Source organism: Bifidobacterium sp. FKU (genome assembly GCF_026016385.1).
In the GTDB taxonomy this organism is placed as follows: Bacteria; Actinomycetota; Actinomycetes; order Actinomycetales; family Bifidobacteriaceae; genus Bifidobacterium; species Bifidobacterium infantis.
The window spans coordinates 1,742,937-1,759,113 of the sequence record NZ_CP092888.1 but is presented as its reverse complement, the minus strand read 5'-3'; the positions used below and the strand labels follow the sequence as shown (position 1 = coordinate 1,759,113).

Below are 16,177 nucleotides of genomic sequence, written 5' to 3'. Positions count from 1 at the left end.
CGGCGTAATGACCCGTTTCCTCAAAGGCACCGATCGCCCGCTCGCCGAGGCCTATCAGCTTGCGCTGCTGGACCTCGATGGCGTGGTGTATCGCGGCAAGAATCCGGTCGAATACGCGGCCGATTCCATTCGTGCGGCCGAAGCCGCCGGCATGACCATCGAATACACCACGAACAACTCCTCGCGCTTCCAGCACGTGGTGGCCGACCAGCTCAAGGGCTTCGGCTTGGACGTGGAGCCGTGGCAGGTCATCACCTCTTCGGTGGTGGCCGCCCGTGTGGTGGCCAAGGCGTTGCCCGCCGGCGCGCGCGTACAGGTATTGGGCACCGAGCATTTGCGCGATGAGGTCACCCGCAACGGCCTGACCATCGTGGACGGTCCTCAGGACCGCCCACAGGCCGTCATTCAGGGCTGGTATCCGGATATGACCTGGCAGATGATGGCCGACGCCGCGTTCGCGGTCGAGGCCGGAGCCACGTATTTCGTGACCAACCGCGACCTGACGATTCCTCGTGAACTGGGCATCGCCCCCGGTTGCGGATCGATGATTCGCGCCGTGATCACGGCCACCGGCGTCGAACCTGTCGCCTCCGCTGGCAAGCCGGAAGCGTACATGTACGATGAGGCCCGCGAACTGAACGCCGCCGAAGGCCACGATCTGGTGCCCAAGGAGGCGTCCATCGCTATTGGCGACCGCCTCGACACCGATATCGAGGCCGGTAACCGCGGTGACTACGATTCGCTGGCGGTGCTGACCGGTGTCACCAACCCGACCGAACTGATGCTGGCACCGGCACACCTGAGGCCCACATTCATCGCCCTTGATCTGCGTGAACTCGGCGAAGCTCAACCGGAGCCGGTCCGCGACGAGAGCGGTACTTGGGAATGCCGCAAGGCTAGCGCTTGGTTTGAAAACGGCCAGGTACACGTCAGCGACCCCACCAGTATGGACGGCCTGCGTGCCGCCGTATGCGCCGCATGGGAAGCCGCCGACCAAGGCGCACAGCTCAGCGAGGCCACGGTACCGGTGTTCGCCATCGAGGCATAGTCCTATGCCTACGGATAGCGAACACGCGCCGGTCACCGAGCGATACCCCGAACTTGCGGATATCGATGAACAAGACAACGACCGCAAGCTTGAGACCTATCGCAACGTGCTGGAATCGTTACAACACGAGCTTGATAACAGCCGCAGCTAGCAGAGGAGATTCATTCTCCCGCCAGCGGAAGATGACGTGAAGTGCTGGATGGTGGCTCCATGCCGAGCCACCCCGTTGGTAGATGGTGGGTCGGAAGGAAGGTATATGACCAAGCAACATATCGATCCCGCGACCCCACTTGACCGACTCGACATGATGCTCGTGGCTTCGGGACTGGTCGAATCGCGGGCCAAAACGCAGCGACTCATCAAAGCCGGGCATGTGCGCGTGGACGGCGAGACCATCACCAAGCCATCGTTCATGGTCAAAGCCGGGCACAGCAAACTCGCCGTGGATAAGGGCGACGACTACGTCTCCCGAGGCGCTTACAAACTCTTGGGCGCGTTCGAAACCTTTGCCGACAATGGCCTTACCGGGCCGGAAGGCTTGGAATGTCTGGACATCGGTGCCTCCACCGGTGGCTTCACCGACGTACTGTTGCGTGGGGGAGCGGCCAAAGTCGTGGCGCTCGACGTCGGCCACGGCCAGCTCGACCCGCGCATCGCCAATGACGAGCACGTCATCGAAATGAGCGGCGTCAACATTCGCGAAGTTGAGGCCGACGACCTGCCTTACCGGCCGGCGATGATCGTCTCCGATGTCTCCTTTATTTCCCTGACCTATGTGATTCCGGTAATCGCGCGCATCGCGGCTCCCGGTGCGCAGATTGTGTTACTGGTCAAACCGCAGTTCGAGGTCGGCCGGGCAGGACTCGGCAAAAACGGCATCGTGGAAGATCCGGCATTGCGGGAGCGGGCATTACACGACGTGGTCGCCTGTGCTGAACAGCACGGACTTGACGTGGTGGCCACTGCCGATAGTCCCATCATCGGCACCCACGGTAATGAGGAATACCTGCTTTACGCTGTCTTGAGATGAATGCGTTGGCAGTCTCCGTTCACCAGCAGCACGCTGGAGGTACGGTCGATACCTATTGCGGTGGCGCACGTGGCGCTTTCCACCGCACTGCCGTTGCGTAGCATGGCGGAGTCCGCCGTCAAAGTCTGGCATTGCAGATGGTTGGCTTCAACCGTGACGGCTGTGATATGACGAACCGTGCTGCCATCCTCATACCCATCCATATCAAAACGAGAAAACATCGTACTGCGCAGTGGATGAACTTCCAGCGCCCTGCTGTTGATGTCATGACCTTTCAGCACACCGTTCAAGTGAACTGTCTGACCGCTAATATGACGGGGGTCTTGCAGGGAGCCATTGACGGACAGATTTCCGGAACAGACGATATCGCCGTTGCATCGTAGTTTGCCGGTAAAGGTTACTTCATCGCAGATAATGTCGCCGCCGACTTCGATGTCGCCGCTGCCACTGATGCCGGATACGCGAATATCACCATCACACCGCACAATGCCACTCTTGATGACCAGTTTGTCCCCTTCTATAACTGAGGCCTCGAGGGTGCTGGTCACAATCATGGTGTGAAAATGCGCGCCATCGGCAAGACGGGAACGTTGGTCTACTCCTATGGTGCCGTAGACTCCTTTGCCTATCAACGTGCAATTCTGCGTATGCTTGCCCATGATGATAAAACTCCCTCAATATGGACGTACAGCTTTATGGCTTATTGCCACAATAATGAGCGCATCCATGTTGAGGGGGTTATATCGGTCACGATGTGAGCAGATGGGGGGGGTGATTGCACGGCTGTATGCCATTGCATGCCGAAGCCTTACGATAATCGGCTCTGTGGAACGTTGCCGGCGACGCGCCACGAAGCAGCACTTTTCGAACACCTGTACGAGTGATGACGGTGTCTGCGGCTAGAATAATGAGCAGTGCGACCGAATCGACAGGAGGATGCCATGGCCAAGCGCAACGCGGTGGTGGTGACGCATACCAGGCTCAGGCAGACCGGAACCGTAGTGGCCGAGGCGGTGAGCCAGCTGCGAGTGGCCGGTTTCGAAGTCACCATCATCGACAACACCGAGGCCCCCGATTTCGGCGTGCAGCCGCCGTGCGTGTCGGACGACACCGAAATCGTCGTGGTCCTGGGCGGCGACGGCACGATACTGCGCGCCGCCGAACTCGTCCACTGCACCCAGGTGCCGATTCTCGGCGTGAACATGGGGCATGTCGGCTTCCTGGCCGAATTCGAAAGCTTCCAGATCGACGAGGCGATCCGCCGGGTCGCCACCCACGACTATTCGATCGACGAACGCATGATCGCCCATGTGGACGTCTGGCTGCCTGGCGCCACCAAGCCCATTGAGGATTGGGCGCTGAACGACATCACGCTGGAACGCGCCGACCGGGGCAAGATGGTCGAACTGTCCATCCGCGTGGACGATGTGGAGATGAACTCGTTCGGCGCGGACGGCGTCATCGTCTCCACGCCCACCGGTTCCACCGCCTACGCCTTCTCCGCGGGCGGTCCGGTCATGTGGCCGAACGTCAAGGCCCTGCAGTTGATTCCGTTGGCCGCGCACGCCCTGTTCGCCAGGCCGCTGATCATCGGCTCCGGTTCGACCTTTACCATCGATATTCTGGACGATTCCATGTCCGAAGGCTGGATTTGCTGCGATGGACGCCGTCAGCGCGCCCTGCCGCAGGGTACGCGCGTCATGGTGCGCGAATCGCGCGATACCTTGCGCCTCGCTCGACTCTCCGGCATGCCGTTCACCAACCGTCTGGTCTCCAAGTTCGATCTGCCCGTGGTCGGTTGGCGCGAGCATGCGCGCAACGAGGCCTCGGGGCAGTCGCTGCATCATGGGCACACGTTCCCGGCGGCCGCGTATGCGGCTGGCGTTGCCGTTGCCGGTGACGCTGGCGTCGCTGGTACCGAGCCCGACAAGCCGGGCGAACGTGACGGCAAGGCAGGAGCCTGATGCTCGAAGAACTCGATATCCGCAATCTGGGGCCGATTCGAGAAGCCGCCATTGCGCCGGCCGCAGGCATGACCGCCATCACCGGTGAGACCGGCGCCGGCAAATCCATGCTGCTCTCCGCGATCCGACTGGTCTCCGGCGGGGCCGCCGAATCCTCGCGCGTCTCGGCCGGGGCGGACGAGGCTTGGGCCCAGGCGATTTTCGCGCTCTCGGATGATGCCGTCGCATCTGAACATTCCGGCGACACCAACGATGCCGGTGACGATGCCGGTTCTGGCGATGCCGACAGCGGGTTCACCGGTGCTGCCGTGGCCGTGACCAAGGCCCATGACGCGGGCGTCGACCCCGAAGACGGCGAACTGTTCCTTTCCCGCACCGTACGCGCTTCCGGACGTTCGCGGGCCGTGCTCGGCGGCAAGTCCGTACCGCGTTCGGTGCTGGGGGCCATCGCCGGCGAACTGGTTACCATTCATGGCCAGACCGATCAGCTGAAAATCGCGGCCGCCGCACGGCAACGCGAGTTTCTGGACCGGGTGGCCGGAGACGAAGCCGAACTGGCCGCCTACCGCAAGGCGTGGGATGCGCTGGCCGCCATGGATGAGCGGCTGGAACGCCTGCGCTCGCAGGAATCCTCTGCCCGCCAACAGGCCGACTACCTGCGCGAATCCATCGACCGCATCAACCGAACCGACCCGCAGCCGGGGGAGGACGAGGAGCTGAAGGCGCGCCGCGAACGCATCGAAAACGCGGCTGACATCGCCCAAGGCGTGGGTTCGGCGCTGGGCGCGCTGGATGCCTCGCAGGTGGATGTGGACGCCGCCGACGGCGCTTCGGCCGTGGAACTCATCAATCATGCGGTGACCTCGTTGCGCGCGATTCGCGTCGGCGGCACGTTCGCCGAGCAGGCCGATCGGCTTGAATCCATCAATGCCGATTTGGGCGACGTGGTGTTCGCCCTGAGCCAGGAGCTGGGCGACGAAGGCAGCGTGGAGGATCTGGACCAGATCAACGGCCGTGTCCACGAGCTTGGCGACCTCACCCGTCGGTGGGGCCCCACCTTGGCCGACGTGCTCGCTTGGCGGGACAAGGCGGCGTTCGATCTGGAGGATCTGGACGCCTCGCCGGAAAAGGTCGCCGAACTCGAATCCGAACGGCAGACGCTGTACGCTGCGGCCCTCGCCGCCGCCGACGTGCTGAGCACCGCGCGCGTGGCTGCCGCTGCCGACTTGGGCGCGCGCGTCACTGAAGAACTCGGCTCGCTCGCCATGCTGGGCGCCTCCTTGGAAGTGCGTGTCACGCCGCGAGACAAGGCCGATGATCCGCTCGGCCCGTATGGTCGCGACGATATCGCGTTCCTGTTTACGCCGTTCGAGGGGTCGCCGCAGTTGCCGATGGGCAAAAGCGCTTCGGGCGGTGAACTGAGTCGACTGATGCTGGCCTTGGAGCTGGTGGCCGCCGACACGCGCGGCGGTGCCGACCAGACCTTCATCTTCGACGAGGTTGACGCCGGCGTGGGTGGCAAGGCCGCGGTCGAACTGGGCAAACGTCTGGCACGGCTGGCCCGCAGCGCGCAGGTCATCGTCGTCACCCACTTGGCGCAGGTCGCTTCGTGGGCGGACGCGCAGTTCGTGGTCACCAAGGAGCCGCCGGATGCCGATGACGACGATTTGGGCGTGGTCACCACCATCGCCGAAGTCAACGGCGAAACCCGCGTCCACGAAATCGCCCGCATGCTCTCCGGCAGCGAATCCGAAGCCTCCCTAGACCACGCCCGAGAACTGTTGAAGGAAAGTGTCCTATGACCAAAGCCGCCATATTCGACCTCGATGGCACCCTCCTCGACTCCATGGGAGTCTGGGACCAAGTCGACATCGACTTCCTCAACAAGCGTGGCATCGCGGTTCCGCCCGACTACACGACCACGGTCTCCGCCATGCAGTTTCGCCAGATCGCCGAATACACCATCGCGCGATTCGGCCTGAAAGATACCCCCGAGGAGCTTATGCAGGAGTGGGATGACATGGCCAGTGTCGCCTACTCCACCACGGTGGAGGCCAAGCCGGGCGCGCTCGGCTATCTGCACGACCTGAAGGCCGCCGGCGTCAAGCTTGGCGTCGCCACCTCGCTGCCCCCGCACCTGCGTGAACCGGCGCTGCGGCATGTGGGCATGTTCGGGCTATTCGATGACATCGTCTCTGTTGACGATGTGAACGACGTCGGCAAGGACCAGCCCGACGTCTATCTGCTTGCCGCTAAACGTCTGGGCGTCAAACCTACCGATTGCACGGTGTTCGAGGACCTGCTGGTCGCCATGAAATCGGCCAAATCGGTCGGTATGACGGTCTGGGCCATGCACGACGATTCCTCCGCGGCCGACTGGCCCGAAATCTGCCGGCTCGCCGACGGCGTCCTCTTCGATTTCCACAACGCCCCACGGGTGTTGTAAAAAACTGGCTCCCCTCCCTGAGGGGAGCCATATATGAAGCCCCTACCGCCGCGCGATCCTATCCGACCGCCGTTGCGCCTCAAACCGCTGCCGCTCCAGTTCCTCGCCCTTGTTCCGGATAATCGGTCGGTTCGGTGTGGTGTAGCGTAACGGCGTTGTTCGGCATAAGTCCCCCTTTCCGAGGCCATTGTAGGCGCTGGCTGTGTTTCGGTGCTGTATTGTTGCACGGAAACGACATACAACAATTGAAAAAATGAGGAGAGACTCTGAAAGCCAAGCACCAAGATCTTTCATCAGACCCAGGAATCGTCGCGCATTTGTCATTGTGACGTTTACATGACTACTTCTCAAACGTCGATTAACAGAATAACTTCTATACAGAAGTTCAACAGATTCGCTGAATTTCACAAAGTCAAAGGATTAAACAATGATTCAGAATCATAATCGTGTCGCGTTGCTTCTATCAGGAGGCCCGGACTCTACTACTCTCTTGTATGACCTATTAAATCAGGGGAAAGAAATATATGCCGTTACTTTCAATTTTGGTGAAACTGAGGGATGTAATGAGAGTCAACATGCGCAAAGAATCGTTACAAATCTCCACTCTGAACGACTCCATCATTATCAATATGATTTTTCCGAGCAATTGAAGCGTTTCTATGAATTGCCTCAGCCTCAGTTCCTCCGCAAAGCATTTGGGCCATTTGTCGTTGCCCCTAATAAGGAAGAGCATGTTCAGCCTTTTGGATCGGCAATTGCGCTTATGCTAATGGCTTCATGGGCGCTTAAGCATGATATCGTTGATGTTTATTACGCAGTTCATAGTAACGATGCTGTGTTCCACGATAATCATGCATCATATTTTGAAGCTCTTCATACGGTTACCGTAGAATGTGAAGGAGATGAATACGGGGTAACGTTCCATACTCCTTATCTTAGTATCAATAAGTGTGCCGTCATTCAAAAAGGTATGGGTCTTGGCGTGCCGTTCGGCGATACGTGGAGCTGTGCCTTGGGCGGGACAGTTCATTGTGGAGTATGTGACCCGTGTCGTGATCGACGAACTTCTTTTGAGATTCTTGGAATTAAAGATCCCGTCTTATATGAGCACGATATTTTCGCCGAATCTCGCGAAGAAGTGAATATTTTAGAATCCCCAAAGCATATTTCGGTAGTGGCCTGAATAAAAGGCAATATAGTTACGTTTTAAATACATGATAAAACAAAAGGAGGCTGTTCGAGCATGGTGAAGAATGTCGGGAGTGTCGTACGCTGGCAGGTAGCCAAACTGGCATTGGTCCAGGGCATGCAAGCAATGTCCTCGGCGTTCTTCACATGCGGTGTTGTATTCACTGGAGCAGCTTCATCTGACAGCTTGGGCCTAGCCTTGGTACTCATGTTCAAGACGCTGCCCACCTTGGTCATGGCTTTTCTGGGTGGTGTTTTAGCGGATCGATTGCCGCGGAAAACTCTTGCCTCAGGAATGCTGGGTGGTCTAGCTATTTCCTATGGAGTCGGAACATGGGTCGTGCAGTTGAGTGGTCTTGGATGGCCCGTGCAAGCAATCAGTTTGGCCGCAGGTATCATTGGTGCGGTCGGCTCGCCAGCCTTGTTCGCCTTATTGCCTTCGGTTGCTCCCCCTGAAGATATTGTACGTGCCAACGGCTTGATACGTACGTTTCGCAATGCCGGCTCGGTGGTCGGTCCACTTCTTGGTGCATGGCTTGCTCAACTGATATCACCTTCTTTTCTATTTCTGGATGGTGCTGTGTGTCTGGCTGTCTCCATGCCGCTTGTTCTATCGTTGAAACTCATGCCCAGCTGCGATGACGAGGCTAATAACAACGATGATGATGCTTCCATGATTTCTGCATTACGTTCTATTCCCAGTTTGTTCCATACTTATATTTGGTTAGCAGTGGGAGTGCCGTTCTGGGCGTTGTTCCTTGCCGTACAATCCGGGGCAACAGACGTCACAATGCCCTTGTGGGTCGTGCAAGAGAGTGGCCGGGGCGCATGGTCCCTGATGGCATCTATCACCTCATCTGGATACATTTGCGGCAGTCTCATCGCGTTAAAGTTGGAAAGGCCTAGGCACATGTTTTCTAAATCAGTGTTATTTGGCGCTTTAGCTATTATGCCGATTTTTGTTGTAGGTACTTTGGACATCCAAGTACTGTGGTATGTGGCGTCATTTGTTGCTGGGCTTGGACTGGAATTGTCTGGCGTGTTCTGGGGATCTACTATGCAGACATGCGTCGATAAGCGGCACATGGGACGAGTTTCCTCAATTGATTATGCAATTAGCTTCGGTCTAATTCCTCTCGCCTACGGTTTATACGGCTTCACTGGCACTATTCATGCTGCCGTCGTACTTACTGTATCCTCCTCAATAATGATTGTCCTGGTCATCATTGTTTTCCCATTTTGTTACCTTATAGATCACCGTTCGAATTCCTCAGGGATTATTAATAGTAGCGATGTTTAATCGCCATTAGCTCGATGTTCACAACGATATAGCCGATTGCGGCCCACACGGTGCAAGGTCGAACATCCTGAAAAGGTCCGTTTACGCGAAACGCCAAGGACGGTGAAGCAGTATACTACGTCGTTTGGGGAAACAAAGATATCGTGAACTAGCTGATAACTGACCTTACCAGATGCGCTTTGCGCGTTACGTCTCAACAGTTGCCATGTTCGGGCATTAATGTCATCGCTCACATAGGTGTGCCGTCGTCTTTTGACCAATAAACGTTCTTGGAGGCGGCTAGAACATGCCGTTTCGTATTGCTTCGCATAGGGGTTTCCCGTGACAAACATCGTTTTTCGATGAACGGAGATGGAGTTTATGGGGTATTTAGTACTCCCTGACAGTGAACGATTCAAGGTGTTATCCGGCTGGATGTGTTGATATGTTTGTTGTGGTTGGGTATCCATTCGGTGCTGTGAATCTGCTTGTTTAGTCGAACATTCGGAAAACAGGAAGCCCTTTTTTTCTGGTGATGGTAGAATATGATAAATATTAGTGTCTTGGATACCCTCTGCTGCTATGCTAAAAATCGGTTATGAAGCGCGAAGTTGGGCTAGGGTTCTCTCCATTAATGTCTTCGCAAAATACATGACTTTTATATGATTGTAGAACGTGCGCATATAGAGGTAAGTCGCTAAATACCTTCAATACATATGACATCCTCTCAGGTAATTATGATGTAATTCTGACGATTACACGGTTCCATACGACTCGGTCATTGTACCTATATAATAGGTTTCAATTAAACCAGTTGTTATTGTTCTAGGAGTATTAATGAGCTTCGTTATATCTGTAATCACTACTTTTGCGCTTTGTGCTCCTTCCGTGCCATCTGTTCCCTTTGGCATTCAACAGAGCGCGTCTTTCCCCTTTTCCTCGGTGAATATTTCTCGTGTTCGTTGTCCTCCATGGATTCCGTGGCTGCTTTGTCCGGTGAAACCATAGTTAAAGGTATACGCGCATAAACAATCCATGTGTCGCCATCCACTTCGTGATCAATTTCACCACCGATTAGGTTAAGCTTGCGCCTGCGTGACTCTAGCCCGCGGCCCGACCTTTCTTCGTCCGGTATTGTGGACATGCTATTGGACATGACTATTTCTGTTTGTGATTTCTGCAGGGCTATGCTGGACTGGAATTCGCTATACTCTGGCGCGTGTTTAATAATGTTGGAGCATAGTTCTCTCAGTACTTCATGCAGAATATCGATATTCTTTACGGTCACCTGTTGCTGTACCGTAAACCCACCATTAATGATTTCAGTAGTGCCAGTAAACCCATGTTGGTGGAGTATATAGTCGCATTCGTCGGTTAACCGTTTTACCGCTAACCACCATTCGGACGACTCTATGGGTATTCCATTTTCATTATTATCTTGAATCATTGTATCGATAATATCTCTGGTTGCTTCTAATCCTTTTCGTGCAATTTTATCTATCTTCTCCCAGGCATCATTCTGGGGATCATTTGATTGCCGTTGCGCAATCAATCGTATACTCGTCAAACACTGGGCAACGGAGTCATGAAGCATGATAGCGTTGTCGCTATTTTGCAGAGAAAAAGAATGTTGCAGTTCGTGCTCTTTGCTTTGATAATTTTGAAGGTGTTGTTCATTTGTCGTCTTCCACCAATGAAAACCATATCCGACAATCACGGTGGCTGCTGCATACATCAGAAACACTGTTATGCTGATTATGTCTATCTCGCCATTATTCCATCGCGCTATCTGATAGCATTGAATTCCTAAGAATACAAATATACCTAAAACTGTCGTGATAGAGATACCCGTTTCATATGCAGTGAGTCCGATAGTGCAATAGATGCCCCAGAAACGGCTTGGCCCATTTAGGACAGGTAAGCTACACGCAACTGATTCCATAAAAATTAATCCTACGAAACTAATGCGTGGGAACCATAGGGCGATTAACAGCAATCCGATGTGGATGAAGCCAAATAATATTTCATACGCAGATGTGGTGGGTCTCTCTGTCCAATCAATTATCGAAAAAAATAAGGAGAGTAACACTATAATTAATCTGAATGGATGTTTTTTGATGTTACTGTTCATAATCACCTGTCCAGATAGCTACTGCTTGGCGCACTGTTTCCGCTTTGAGCTTACGACGAGCTCTATTAAGATATGTTGCTGCACTAGCCTGTCCAATTTGCATGCGATTCGCGGCTTCTGATATGGATAGTCCTTTGCTGAGAAGAATCATGATTTCTTCTTCTCTGTCGGATAACAGCATGCGGATGTCATTTGTCTCGTGTTTCAGTCGCATATGCGCATTACGGGCCGTTTCGAACCCATTTCCGCAGCCCCCCTTATTTAATACCCAACGCGTAACTTCAGCGATTTGTCTTTCTTCGTCTTTTGCAACTAGTCCTTGCGCCCCAGCCTGAATCAGCCGAGAAATGTACCGTTCTAGGGGGGAAAGCCGTGATGCCAAGTAGCAGCACGGATGCGCTTCTTTTGCGAATCTGACGGCATACGTCTATACCAGACATTCCGTCAAGAGACATATCAAACAGCAGCAAATGCGGTGTATCTACGGCACTTGAGCATCTTTGTACAGCCTCTCTCCCGCTCCGAGTGGTCCACGTAATGCTTCCTAAGTGATTGTATTCGATAATCTGTTGTAATCCTTTTAACACAATTGCGTCATTATCCAGCAGTGTAATATGGGTGGCGGCTGATGCAACCGCCGTGCTATGGTAGCATTCCACGGAAGAGTCCTCTTCTCTCGGCTCATTATTCATCTTGTCGATAATATATAGTTATGGTATGTCTCTTTTTATGAATAGGTTGCAACGACCTATTCGTTGGATAGACACAGATAGCCGCTGGTCATATTTTGATTTGTTCTTTACGCTTGACGTTTTTCTCCTGCGGTTGCTCTTCGATGCTTTGCTCCTCTCGATTTTTCACCTGATGGAAAGTCGCTGAGAACCCCGAGAGAAAAAACCAAGTGGACATTCGGCTGTCCGTGATCAACGCTCCACGAAATGGAGCGGGGGACGAACCAGCCGAATTCCATCGTCTGTTCTAACGGTTCAGGTTGAAGGAATGTGAGGCCGCCCGTCTGCTCTCATCGGAATTGGACAACGCACAAATAGCGTTCGTGGCGTGTCTGTTCAATGGAAAGCGGCCGTTGTCAAAGGATTTGCCTGCTCATTGCTTGTTGCTTACTGTTCGACTGTTATGTAACACACCTTGACAGTTAAGCAGAACAGTTATACTGTGTTGTATAACAGCTAAACAGCTGGGGTGCTAGTCAACCACAATCGAAAGGGGCATAGGTGAAACTGATCATCTCATCCGTGTCCGGTGAACCCATCTACGAGCAAATCAAAACCCAAATCCGTTCGGCGGTGCTCAGCGGCGAGTTGAAGGCGGGCGAGGCCCTGCCTTCCTTGAGGAAACTCGCCAAGGAGCTGCGCATCTCCGTACTCACCGTCACCAGGGCGTACAACGAACTGGCCGATGAGGGCGTGGTACAGAACATTCAAGGCAAAGGCACTTTCGTGATGGACAAGGGCAACGAACTGATGCAACGTCAGCTCGAAACCCAGATTCGTGAAAGCCTGGCCGAGGCAAGCCGGGGCGCCAAAGCCGCCGGCATTCCGCTGAACGCATTGGACCGCATGCTCGAAGAGGAATACCGCAAGGAATAACCTCAAGAAAGGACCATGGACATGACCGCCATATCCGAATCCGACGCGATGGCGTTGCAGGTCACCGACGTCACCAAACACTATGATTCCGGCTTCACGCTGGACGACGTGACCTTCGACCTGCCCAAGGGCTACATCATGGGACTGATCGGCCCGAACGGCGCCGGCAAATCCACCCTCATCAAACTCATCCTCAACATGATCCACCGCGACGCCGGTTCGATTCACGTGCTCGGCCTCGACAACATCGCCAACGAGGAGCCCGTCAAAGAACAACTCGGCGTGGTGTTTGACTTCAGCTACATGCATGAACAGTGGCAAGTCAAGAACATTGAACGTATCGTTGCGCCACTGTATCCATCATGGGACGGTGGATGCTATCACAAGTATCTGGATACTTTTGGCCTTGGTGACGCACAGAACGGCAAGAAACATATCAAGGATCTTTCCCGCGGCATGCAGATGAAGCTGATGCTGGCCATCGCATTGAGTCATGATGCCAAGCTGCTGATTCTCGACGAGCCGACCAGTGGACTCGATGTGCTTGCCCGCGACGAACTCATGGATATCCTGCATGCCTACATTGAGGATGGCGAGCATTCGGTACTGTTCAGCACCCATATCACTGCCGACCTCGAACGTGCTGCTGACTTCATTACCTACATCACCGATGGCCGTCTCTACTACACCGGTCCGAAAGACGAGTTTGAGGAATCGTTCCGCCTGATTAAGGGCGGTCCAGACGAACTGGCACAACTGCCTGCGGACGTAGTGCTGGGCTCACATACGTATGCCACCGGATTCGATGCGCTGGTCCGGTCAGACAGGCTTGATGCTGTTGCGTCGGTGGTTTCGGGGCTTGTCGTTGAATCGGCTTCCATTGATGACATCATTCGACTGACCAATGCCCATGATTCCAATCGTGACTTGAGCGGGAGGTGAGCGGCCATGGAGGCAATACTGAGGGTGTCGCGGTCTCGGCAACATGCATTGACCACTGCATTGCGCGTCGATATGGCCTACCTGTGCGTCGACGTACGGACTGTGTTCTCGTTGTTGTTGGCACCGTTGTTCTCCGTCATCTTTCAAGGTGAAGCTTATGGTGATGGCTTCGGCTATCGCATGGGTGTCATCATGACGGTATTCACCTGCGCCATGTGGGTGCTAACCATGGCGGTTGCTGACTTACAGAACGGATATCGACTTCGTGGCATTATTCCGGCTTCGAGGAAGAGTCAGGTGGCCGCGCGATATGTGGTTGGATTGGTGATTTCCGTATTGTCGATAGCGATGATTGTTCTGATTGACGGGTTGCAAGTGCTGGTCAATCCAGATTGGTCATTCGCGGGCAATCTGTGGGCGGCGCCGTTGGGAGGTTTCTGCACCGCGCTGATGGTCGCGCTTATCGTGCCCACGGGTTATCTGTGGACCAAACTAGGCGGTCTTCAAGTCACGATGATGGTGATCTATGTCGTTGCATTGGCTGTATCCATACTGCTATCTATTTTGCCTGCTTCGGTGACCAGAGGATTGGCCCATGCCGCGAATGCCATCATCGCGCAACGATTGTGGCTGGTTATTGCGGTATTGACAACGACGGTTGTGGCATATGGAATCTCGTATGTAATTGCCTCTCGCATATTTGCTTCAAGGGAATGGTGACGATGAACTGGAAATCCGTAGTAAAGCAATGTCGATTCGATTGTGCCGGGATGGGTCTGTTTAGCGTGGCGAATATGGTATTTCTGCTGGCTCTCCCGATGCTGTCTATCGTGGTATCGCTGGTGATGATATCGACCCACGTCGATGAACACGTTGCCAGTGGTCTGATGGGCGGACTCGGAGGTTTGGCATCGACGATGGCATGTATGAGTGCATTGGGGCCTGCGTCATCCGAGGAATCTGCAGGGCACAGTGCCATGCGAGGGCTGATTCCTGTTTCACGCACTGCACAAGTTGTAGGTCGGTACCTTTTTCTGTTGGTGGTTGGCCTGCTCTGGGCTTTGGACGTGGTGATATGCGGCGGCGTCTTCATTGTCTTTGGCGATATAGCAGATATGGGGTGGATCGGTACCTTGGCAGCAGGTGCTTTCATCTTCGCTTTGGCTATCATTCTTGGGTCGGTGCTGCTGGCCTGTGCATACCGGTTCACCTTCCGCAAGATGATGGTGGCCTCTGTCGCGGTCATGGTTGGCTTGTATGCCGTCATTGCGCTGCTGGCCCGATTGCCTGTTGACTGGCAATGGCTTTTGCTGAATATTACCGATTTCCTGACGATCTGGTGGCATACGGCGCTTGTTCTCGCCGTGTTGTGTCTGCTCGCATATTTTGGCTCCATGCTTATAGCCATCCGCATCTACCGAGCCAAAGAACTCTAGCCGCGCATTTGTCCGACCGCGATGATCTTCAGCCACATGTCGATCGGCAGCGGCACGGTGCGGAACATCGCTCCGCCGAACTGCACCACCAGCACCTGAAGTGCGAACATCAGCGCGAACACGCCGATCATCACCTTATTGCGTAGCAGATTGGCGAACAGGCTGGCGTTGCCCAGCTCGCGGCTGTTGAAGGCGTTGAACAGCTGGAATACTACGAACAGCGTGAACAGAATGGTCGACTGCTGAACAGCTGGAATACCACGAACAGCGTGAACAGAATGGTCGACTGCTGTTCGGCGGTGCCGCCCATGAAGTTCGTCCAGCTTCGCGAGCTTCTCCTGCAGCGGCGTCATACCGGTGTTGGCGGCTTTGGCGCTCGGCACGCTTTATTGCGGTTTGGGCCGAGCCCTTCGCCGCAATGCTGTCTACTCCCTCATGGGACTATTCAGTTGCAGGAACAGAATCTGACAAGCCACATGGATTTTCCCATTCGCCGGCAGCATGGCGATTCCCGCCTTCCTAGAAAATTCAAGCAACACGCCGTTGGCCCATTGCCGGATGTTCAACCGAGATTCGCATATCTTGACTCATACGGCAAAACTGTTATATTTGATGTAGAACAAATAGAACAGTTCTTGAGAGGGGTGGAATTGACCGTGATTGTGGAAATCGATCAGCGCAGTGACGTGCCGATTTACGAGCAGCTGCACAGGCAGCTCATCGCAGCCATCGCGGGCGATGAGCTGTCGCCAGGTGACTCGTTACCGTCCGTGCGCTCGCTGGCCGTGGACCTTGGCATCAACCTGCACACGGTGAACAAGGCCTATGCGCTGTTGCGTGACGAGGGATACATCGTTATGCGTCGTGGTGCCGGTGCAACCGTCGCCGAGCATGACGGCGGGGGAGAAGCACCGAACCGAACTGCCGAAGCACAGGATGAGCGGATGGGCGAGGAACTCTATCGCCTTGCCTTGGCCTACAGGGCGCGCGGCGGTGATTCGGCCGCATTCCTCGATGCCACCAAACGGCAATGCGAACGGGCATACGGCGTGCGCTCCTCGCAGAGCGTTACTGACGGTGCAACAAAAGGAAATCAGGGGAGATAA

17 protein-coding genes and 1 pseudogene are annotated in these 16,177 nt (G+C 54.8%); 13 read left to right on the top strand and 5 right to left on the bottom strand.

Annotated elements, in window-relative coordinates; genetic code table 11:
* Window positions 1-7: 7 nt before the first annotated feature.
* The 3 genes from MMB48_RS08030 to MMB48_RS08020 all read left to right on the top strand — a co-directional run bounded on the left by MMB48_RS08030 (window position 8) and on the right by MMB48_RS08020 (window position 2,078).
* Window positions 8-1,048 (top strand): HAD-IIA family hydrolase, encoded by a 1,041-nt coding sequence (locus MMB48_RS08030; RefSeq protein ID WP_032744399.1) that lies wholly within the window; start codon window positions 8-10, stop codon window positions 1,046-1,048.
* A gap of 4 nt (window positions 1,049-1,052) precedes the next feature.
* On the top strand, window positions 1,053-1,199 hold the full coding sequence (locus tag MMB48_RS08025) for a hypothetical protein (protein ID WP_007051152.1): 147 nt from the start codon (window positions 1,053-1,055) through the stop codon (window positions 1,197-1,199).
* A 105-nt stretch (window positions 1,200-1,304) separates the two neighbouring features.
* Window positions 1,305-2,078, top strand: a complete 774-nt coding sequence (locus MMB48_RS08020) for a TlyA family RNA methyltransferase (RefSeq protein ID WP_032744398.1) — start codon at window positions 1,305-1,307, stop codon at window positions 2,076-2,078.
* Here MMB48_RS08020 and MMB48_RS08015 read toward each other — a convergent pair.
* Window positions 2,060-2,737: a hypothetical protein gene (locus tag MMB48_RS08015; RefSeq protein ID WP_032744397.1), complete on the bottom strand. Its 678-nt coding sequence runs from the start codon at window positions 2,735-2,737 to the stop codon at window positions 2,060-2,062. The two genes, MMB48_RS08020 and MMB48_RS08015, sit on opposite strands and share 19 nt — an antisense overlap.
* A 282-nt stretch (window positions 2,738-3,019) precedes the next feature.
* Here MMB48_RS08015 and MMB48_RS08010 point away from each other — a divergent pair, with 282 nt between their 5' ends.
* The 5 genes from MMB48_RS08010 (at window position 3,020) to MMB48_RS07990 (ending at window position 8,976) form a co-directional block, all read left to right on the top strand.
* Complete coding sequence (locus MMB48_RS08010; protein WP_032744396.1) at window positions 3,020-4,042, top strand: NAD kinase; 1,023 nt, start codon at window positions 3,020-3,022, stop codon at window positions 4,040-4,042.
* Complete coding sequence (gene recN / locus MMB48_RS08005) at window positions 4,042-5,844, top strand: DNA repair protein RecN (protein ID WP_032744395.1); 1,803 nt, start codon at window positions 4,042-4,044, stop codon at window positions 5,842-5,844. Before MMB48_RS08010 ends, recN begins: the two co-directional genes overlap by 1 nt.
* Window positions 5,841-6,488: an HAD family hydrolase gene (locus MMB48_RS08000; protein ID WP_032744394.1), complete on the top strand. Its 648-nt coding sequence runs from the start codon at window positions 5,841-5,843 to the stop codon at window positions 6,486-6,488. Before recN ends, MMB48_RS08000 begins: the two co-directional genes overlap by 4 nt.
* Window positions 6,489-6,915: 427 nt before the next feature.
* Window positions 6,916-7,671: a 7-cyano-7-deazaguanine synthase gene (locus MMB48_RS07995; protein WP_080714794.1), complete on the top strand. Its 756-nt coding sequence runs from the start codon at window positions 6,916-6,918 to the stop codon at window positions 7,669-7,671.
* Window positions 7,672-7,731: 60 nt separating this feature from the next.
* Window positions 7,732-8,976: an MFS transporter gene (locus MMB48_RS07990; protein ID WP_032744392.1), complete on the top strand. Its 1,245-nt coding sequence runs from the start codon at window positions 7,732-7,734 to the stop codon at window positions 8,974-8,976.
* Between the two features lie 841 nt (window positions 8,977-9,817).
* On the opposite strand, the gene MMB48_RS07985 is transcribed toward MMB48_RS07990, so the two are convergent.
* The 3 genes from MMB48_RS07985 to MMB48_RS11715 all read right to left on the bottom strand — a co-directional run bounded on the left by MMB48_RS07985 (window position 9,818) and on the right by MMB48_RS11715 (window position 11,778).
* Window positions 9,818-11,086 (bottom strand): histidine kinase, encoded by a 1,269-nt coding sequence (locus tag MMB48_RS07985; RefSeq protein WP_032744391.1) that lies wholly within the window; start codon window positions 11,084-11,086, stop codon window positions 9,818-9,820.
* On the bottom strand, window positions 11,076-11,267 hold the full coding sequence (locus tag MMB48_RS07980) for a LuxR C-terminal-related transcriptional regulator (RefSeq protein WP_168928608.1): 192 nt from the start codon (window positions 11,265-11,267) through the stop codon (window positions 11,076-11,078). Before MMB48_RS07980 ends, MMB48_RS07985 begins: the two co-directional genes overlap by 11 nt.
* Window positions 11,268-11,367: 100 nt before the next feature.
* Complete coding sequence (locus MMB48_RS11715; RefSeq protein WP_080714792.1) at window positions 11,368-11,778, bottom strand: response regulator; 411 nt, start codon at window positions 11,776-11,778, stop codon at window positions 11,368-11,370.
* Between the two features lie 540 nt (window positions 11,779-12,318).
* Here MMB48_RS11715 and MMB48_RS07975 point away from each other — a divergent pair.
* The 4 genes from MMB48_RS07975 to MMB48_RS07960 are packed head-to-tail and all read left to right on the top strand — an operon-like array spanning window position 12,319 to window position 15,071.
* Complete coding sequence (locus tag MMB48_RS07975) at window positions 12,319-12,693, top strand: GntR family transcriptional regulator (RefSeq protein WP_003828856.1); 375 nt, start codon at window positions 12,319-12,321, stop codon at window positions 12,691-12,693.
* 21 nt (window positions 12,694-12,714) lie between these two features.
* Window positions 12,715-13,635 carry an ABC transporter ATP-binding protein gene (locus MMB48_RS07970; protein WP_014485765.1) on the top strand — a complete coding sequence of 307 codons (921 nt, stop codon included), beginning with the start codon at window positions 12,715-12,717 and terminating at the stop codon, window positions 13,633-13,635.
* 6 nt (window positions 13,636-13,641) lie between these two features.
* The gene (locus tag MMB48_RS07965; protein ID WP_003828859.1) at window positions 13,642-14,355 is read left to right on the top strand and encodes an ABC-2 transporter permease; all 714 of its coding nucleotides are present in this window, start codon (window positions 13,642-13,644) and stop codon (window positions 14,353-14,355) included.
* A gap of 2 nt (window positions 14,356-14,357) precedes the next feature.
* Entirely contained in the window at window positions 14,358-15,071 is a 714-nt protein-coding gene (locus tag MMB48_RS07960) for an ABC-2 transporter permease (RefSeq protein WP_025262895.1), read from the top strand.
* Window positions 15,072-15,082: 11 nt separating this feature from the next.
* On the opposite strand, the pseudogene MMB48_RS07955 reads toward MMB48_RS07960, so the two are convergent.
* Window positions 15,083-15,402 (bottom strand): annotated as a pseudogene (locus tag MMB48_RS07955) (cation transporting ATPase C-terminal domain-containing protein); the annotation flags it as partial.
* A 325-nt stretch (window positions 15,403-15,727) separates the two neighbouring features.
* Here MMB48_RS07955 and MMB48_RS07950 point away from each other — a divergent pair.
* A complete protein-coding gene (locus MMB48_RS07950; protein ID WP_012578140.1) occupies window positions 15,728-16,177 on the top strand; it encodes a GntR family transcriptional regulator in 450 nt (149 codons plus the stop codon).

Excerpts from the sequence above, each read along its gene's own strand:
- MMB48_RS08030 (WP_032744399.1), top strand. The coding sequence starts at position 8 with ATGACCCGTTTCCTCAAAGGCACCGATCGCCCGCTCGCCGAGGCCTAT.
- MMB48_RS08025 (WP_007051152.1), top strand. The coding sequence starts at position 1,053 with ATGCCTACGGATAGCGAACACGCGCCGGTCACCGAGCGATACCCCGAA.
- MMB48_RS08020 (WP_032744398.1), top strand. The coding sequence starts at position 1,305 with ATGACCAAGCAACATATCGATCCCGCGACCCCACTTGACCGACTCGAC.
- MMB48_RS08015 (WP_032744397.1), bottom strand. The coding sequence starts at position 2,737 with ATGGGCAAGCATACGCAGAATTGCACGTTGATAGGCAAAGGAGTCTAC.
- MMB48_RS08010 (WP_032744396.1), top strand. The coding sequence starts at position 3,020 with ATGGCCAAGCGCAACGCGGTGGTGGTGACGCATACCAGGCTCAGGCAG.
- recN (WP_032744395.1), top strand. The coding sequence starts at position 4,042 with ATGCTCGAAGAACTCGATATCCGCAATCTGGGGCCGATTCGAGAAGCC.
- MMB48_RS08000 (WP_032744394.1), top strand. The coding sequence starts at position 5,841 with ATGACCAAAGCCGCCATATTCGACCTCGATGGCACCCTCCTCGACTCC.
- MMB48_RS07995 (WP_080714794.1), top strand. The coding sequence starts at position 6,916 with ATGATTCAGAATCATAATCGTGTCGCGTTGCTTCTATCAGGAGGCCCG.
- MMB48_RS07990 (WP_032744392.1), top strand. The coding sequence starts at position 7,732 with ATGGTGAAGAATGTCGGGAGTGTCGTACGCTGGCAGGTAGCCAAACTG.
- MMB48_RS07985 (WP_032744391.1), bottom strand. The coding sequence starts at position 11,086 with ATGAACAGTAACATCAAAAAACATCCATTCAGATTAATTATAGTGTTA.
- MMB48_RS07980 (WP_168928608.1), bottom strand. The coding sequence starts at position 11,267 with ATGCTGTTATCCGACAGAGAAGAAGAAATCATGATTCTTCTCAGCAAA.
- MMB48_RS11715 (WP_080714792.1), bottom strand. The coding sequence starts at position 11,778 with ATGAATAATGAGCCGAGAGAAGAGGACTCTTCCGTGGAATGCTACCAT.
- MMB48_RS07970 (WP_014485765.1), top strand. The coding sequence starts at position 12,715 with ATGACCGCCATATCCGAATCCGACGCGATGGCGTTGCAGGTCACCGAC.
- MMB48_RS07965 (WP_003828859.1), top strand. The coding sequence starts at position 13,642 with ATGGAGGCAATACTGAGGGTGTCGCGGTCTCGGCAACATGCATTGACC.
- MMB48_RS07960 (WP_025262895.1), top strand. The coding sequence starts at position 14,358 with ATGAACTGGAAATCCGTAGTAAAGCAATGTCGATTCGATTGTGCCGGG.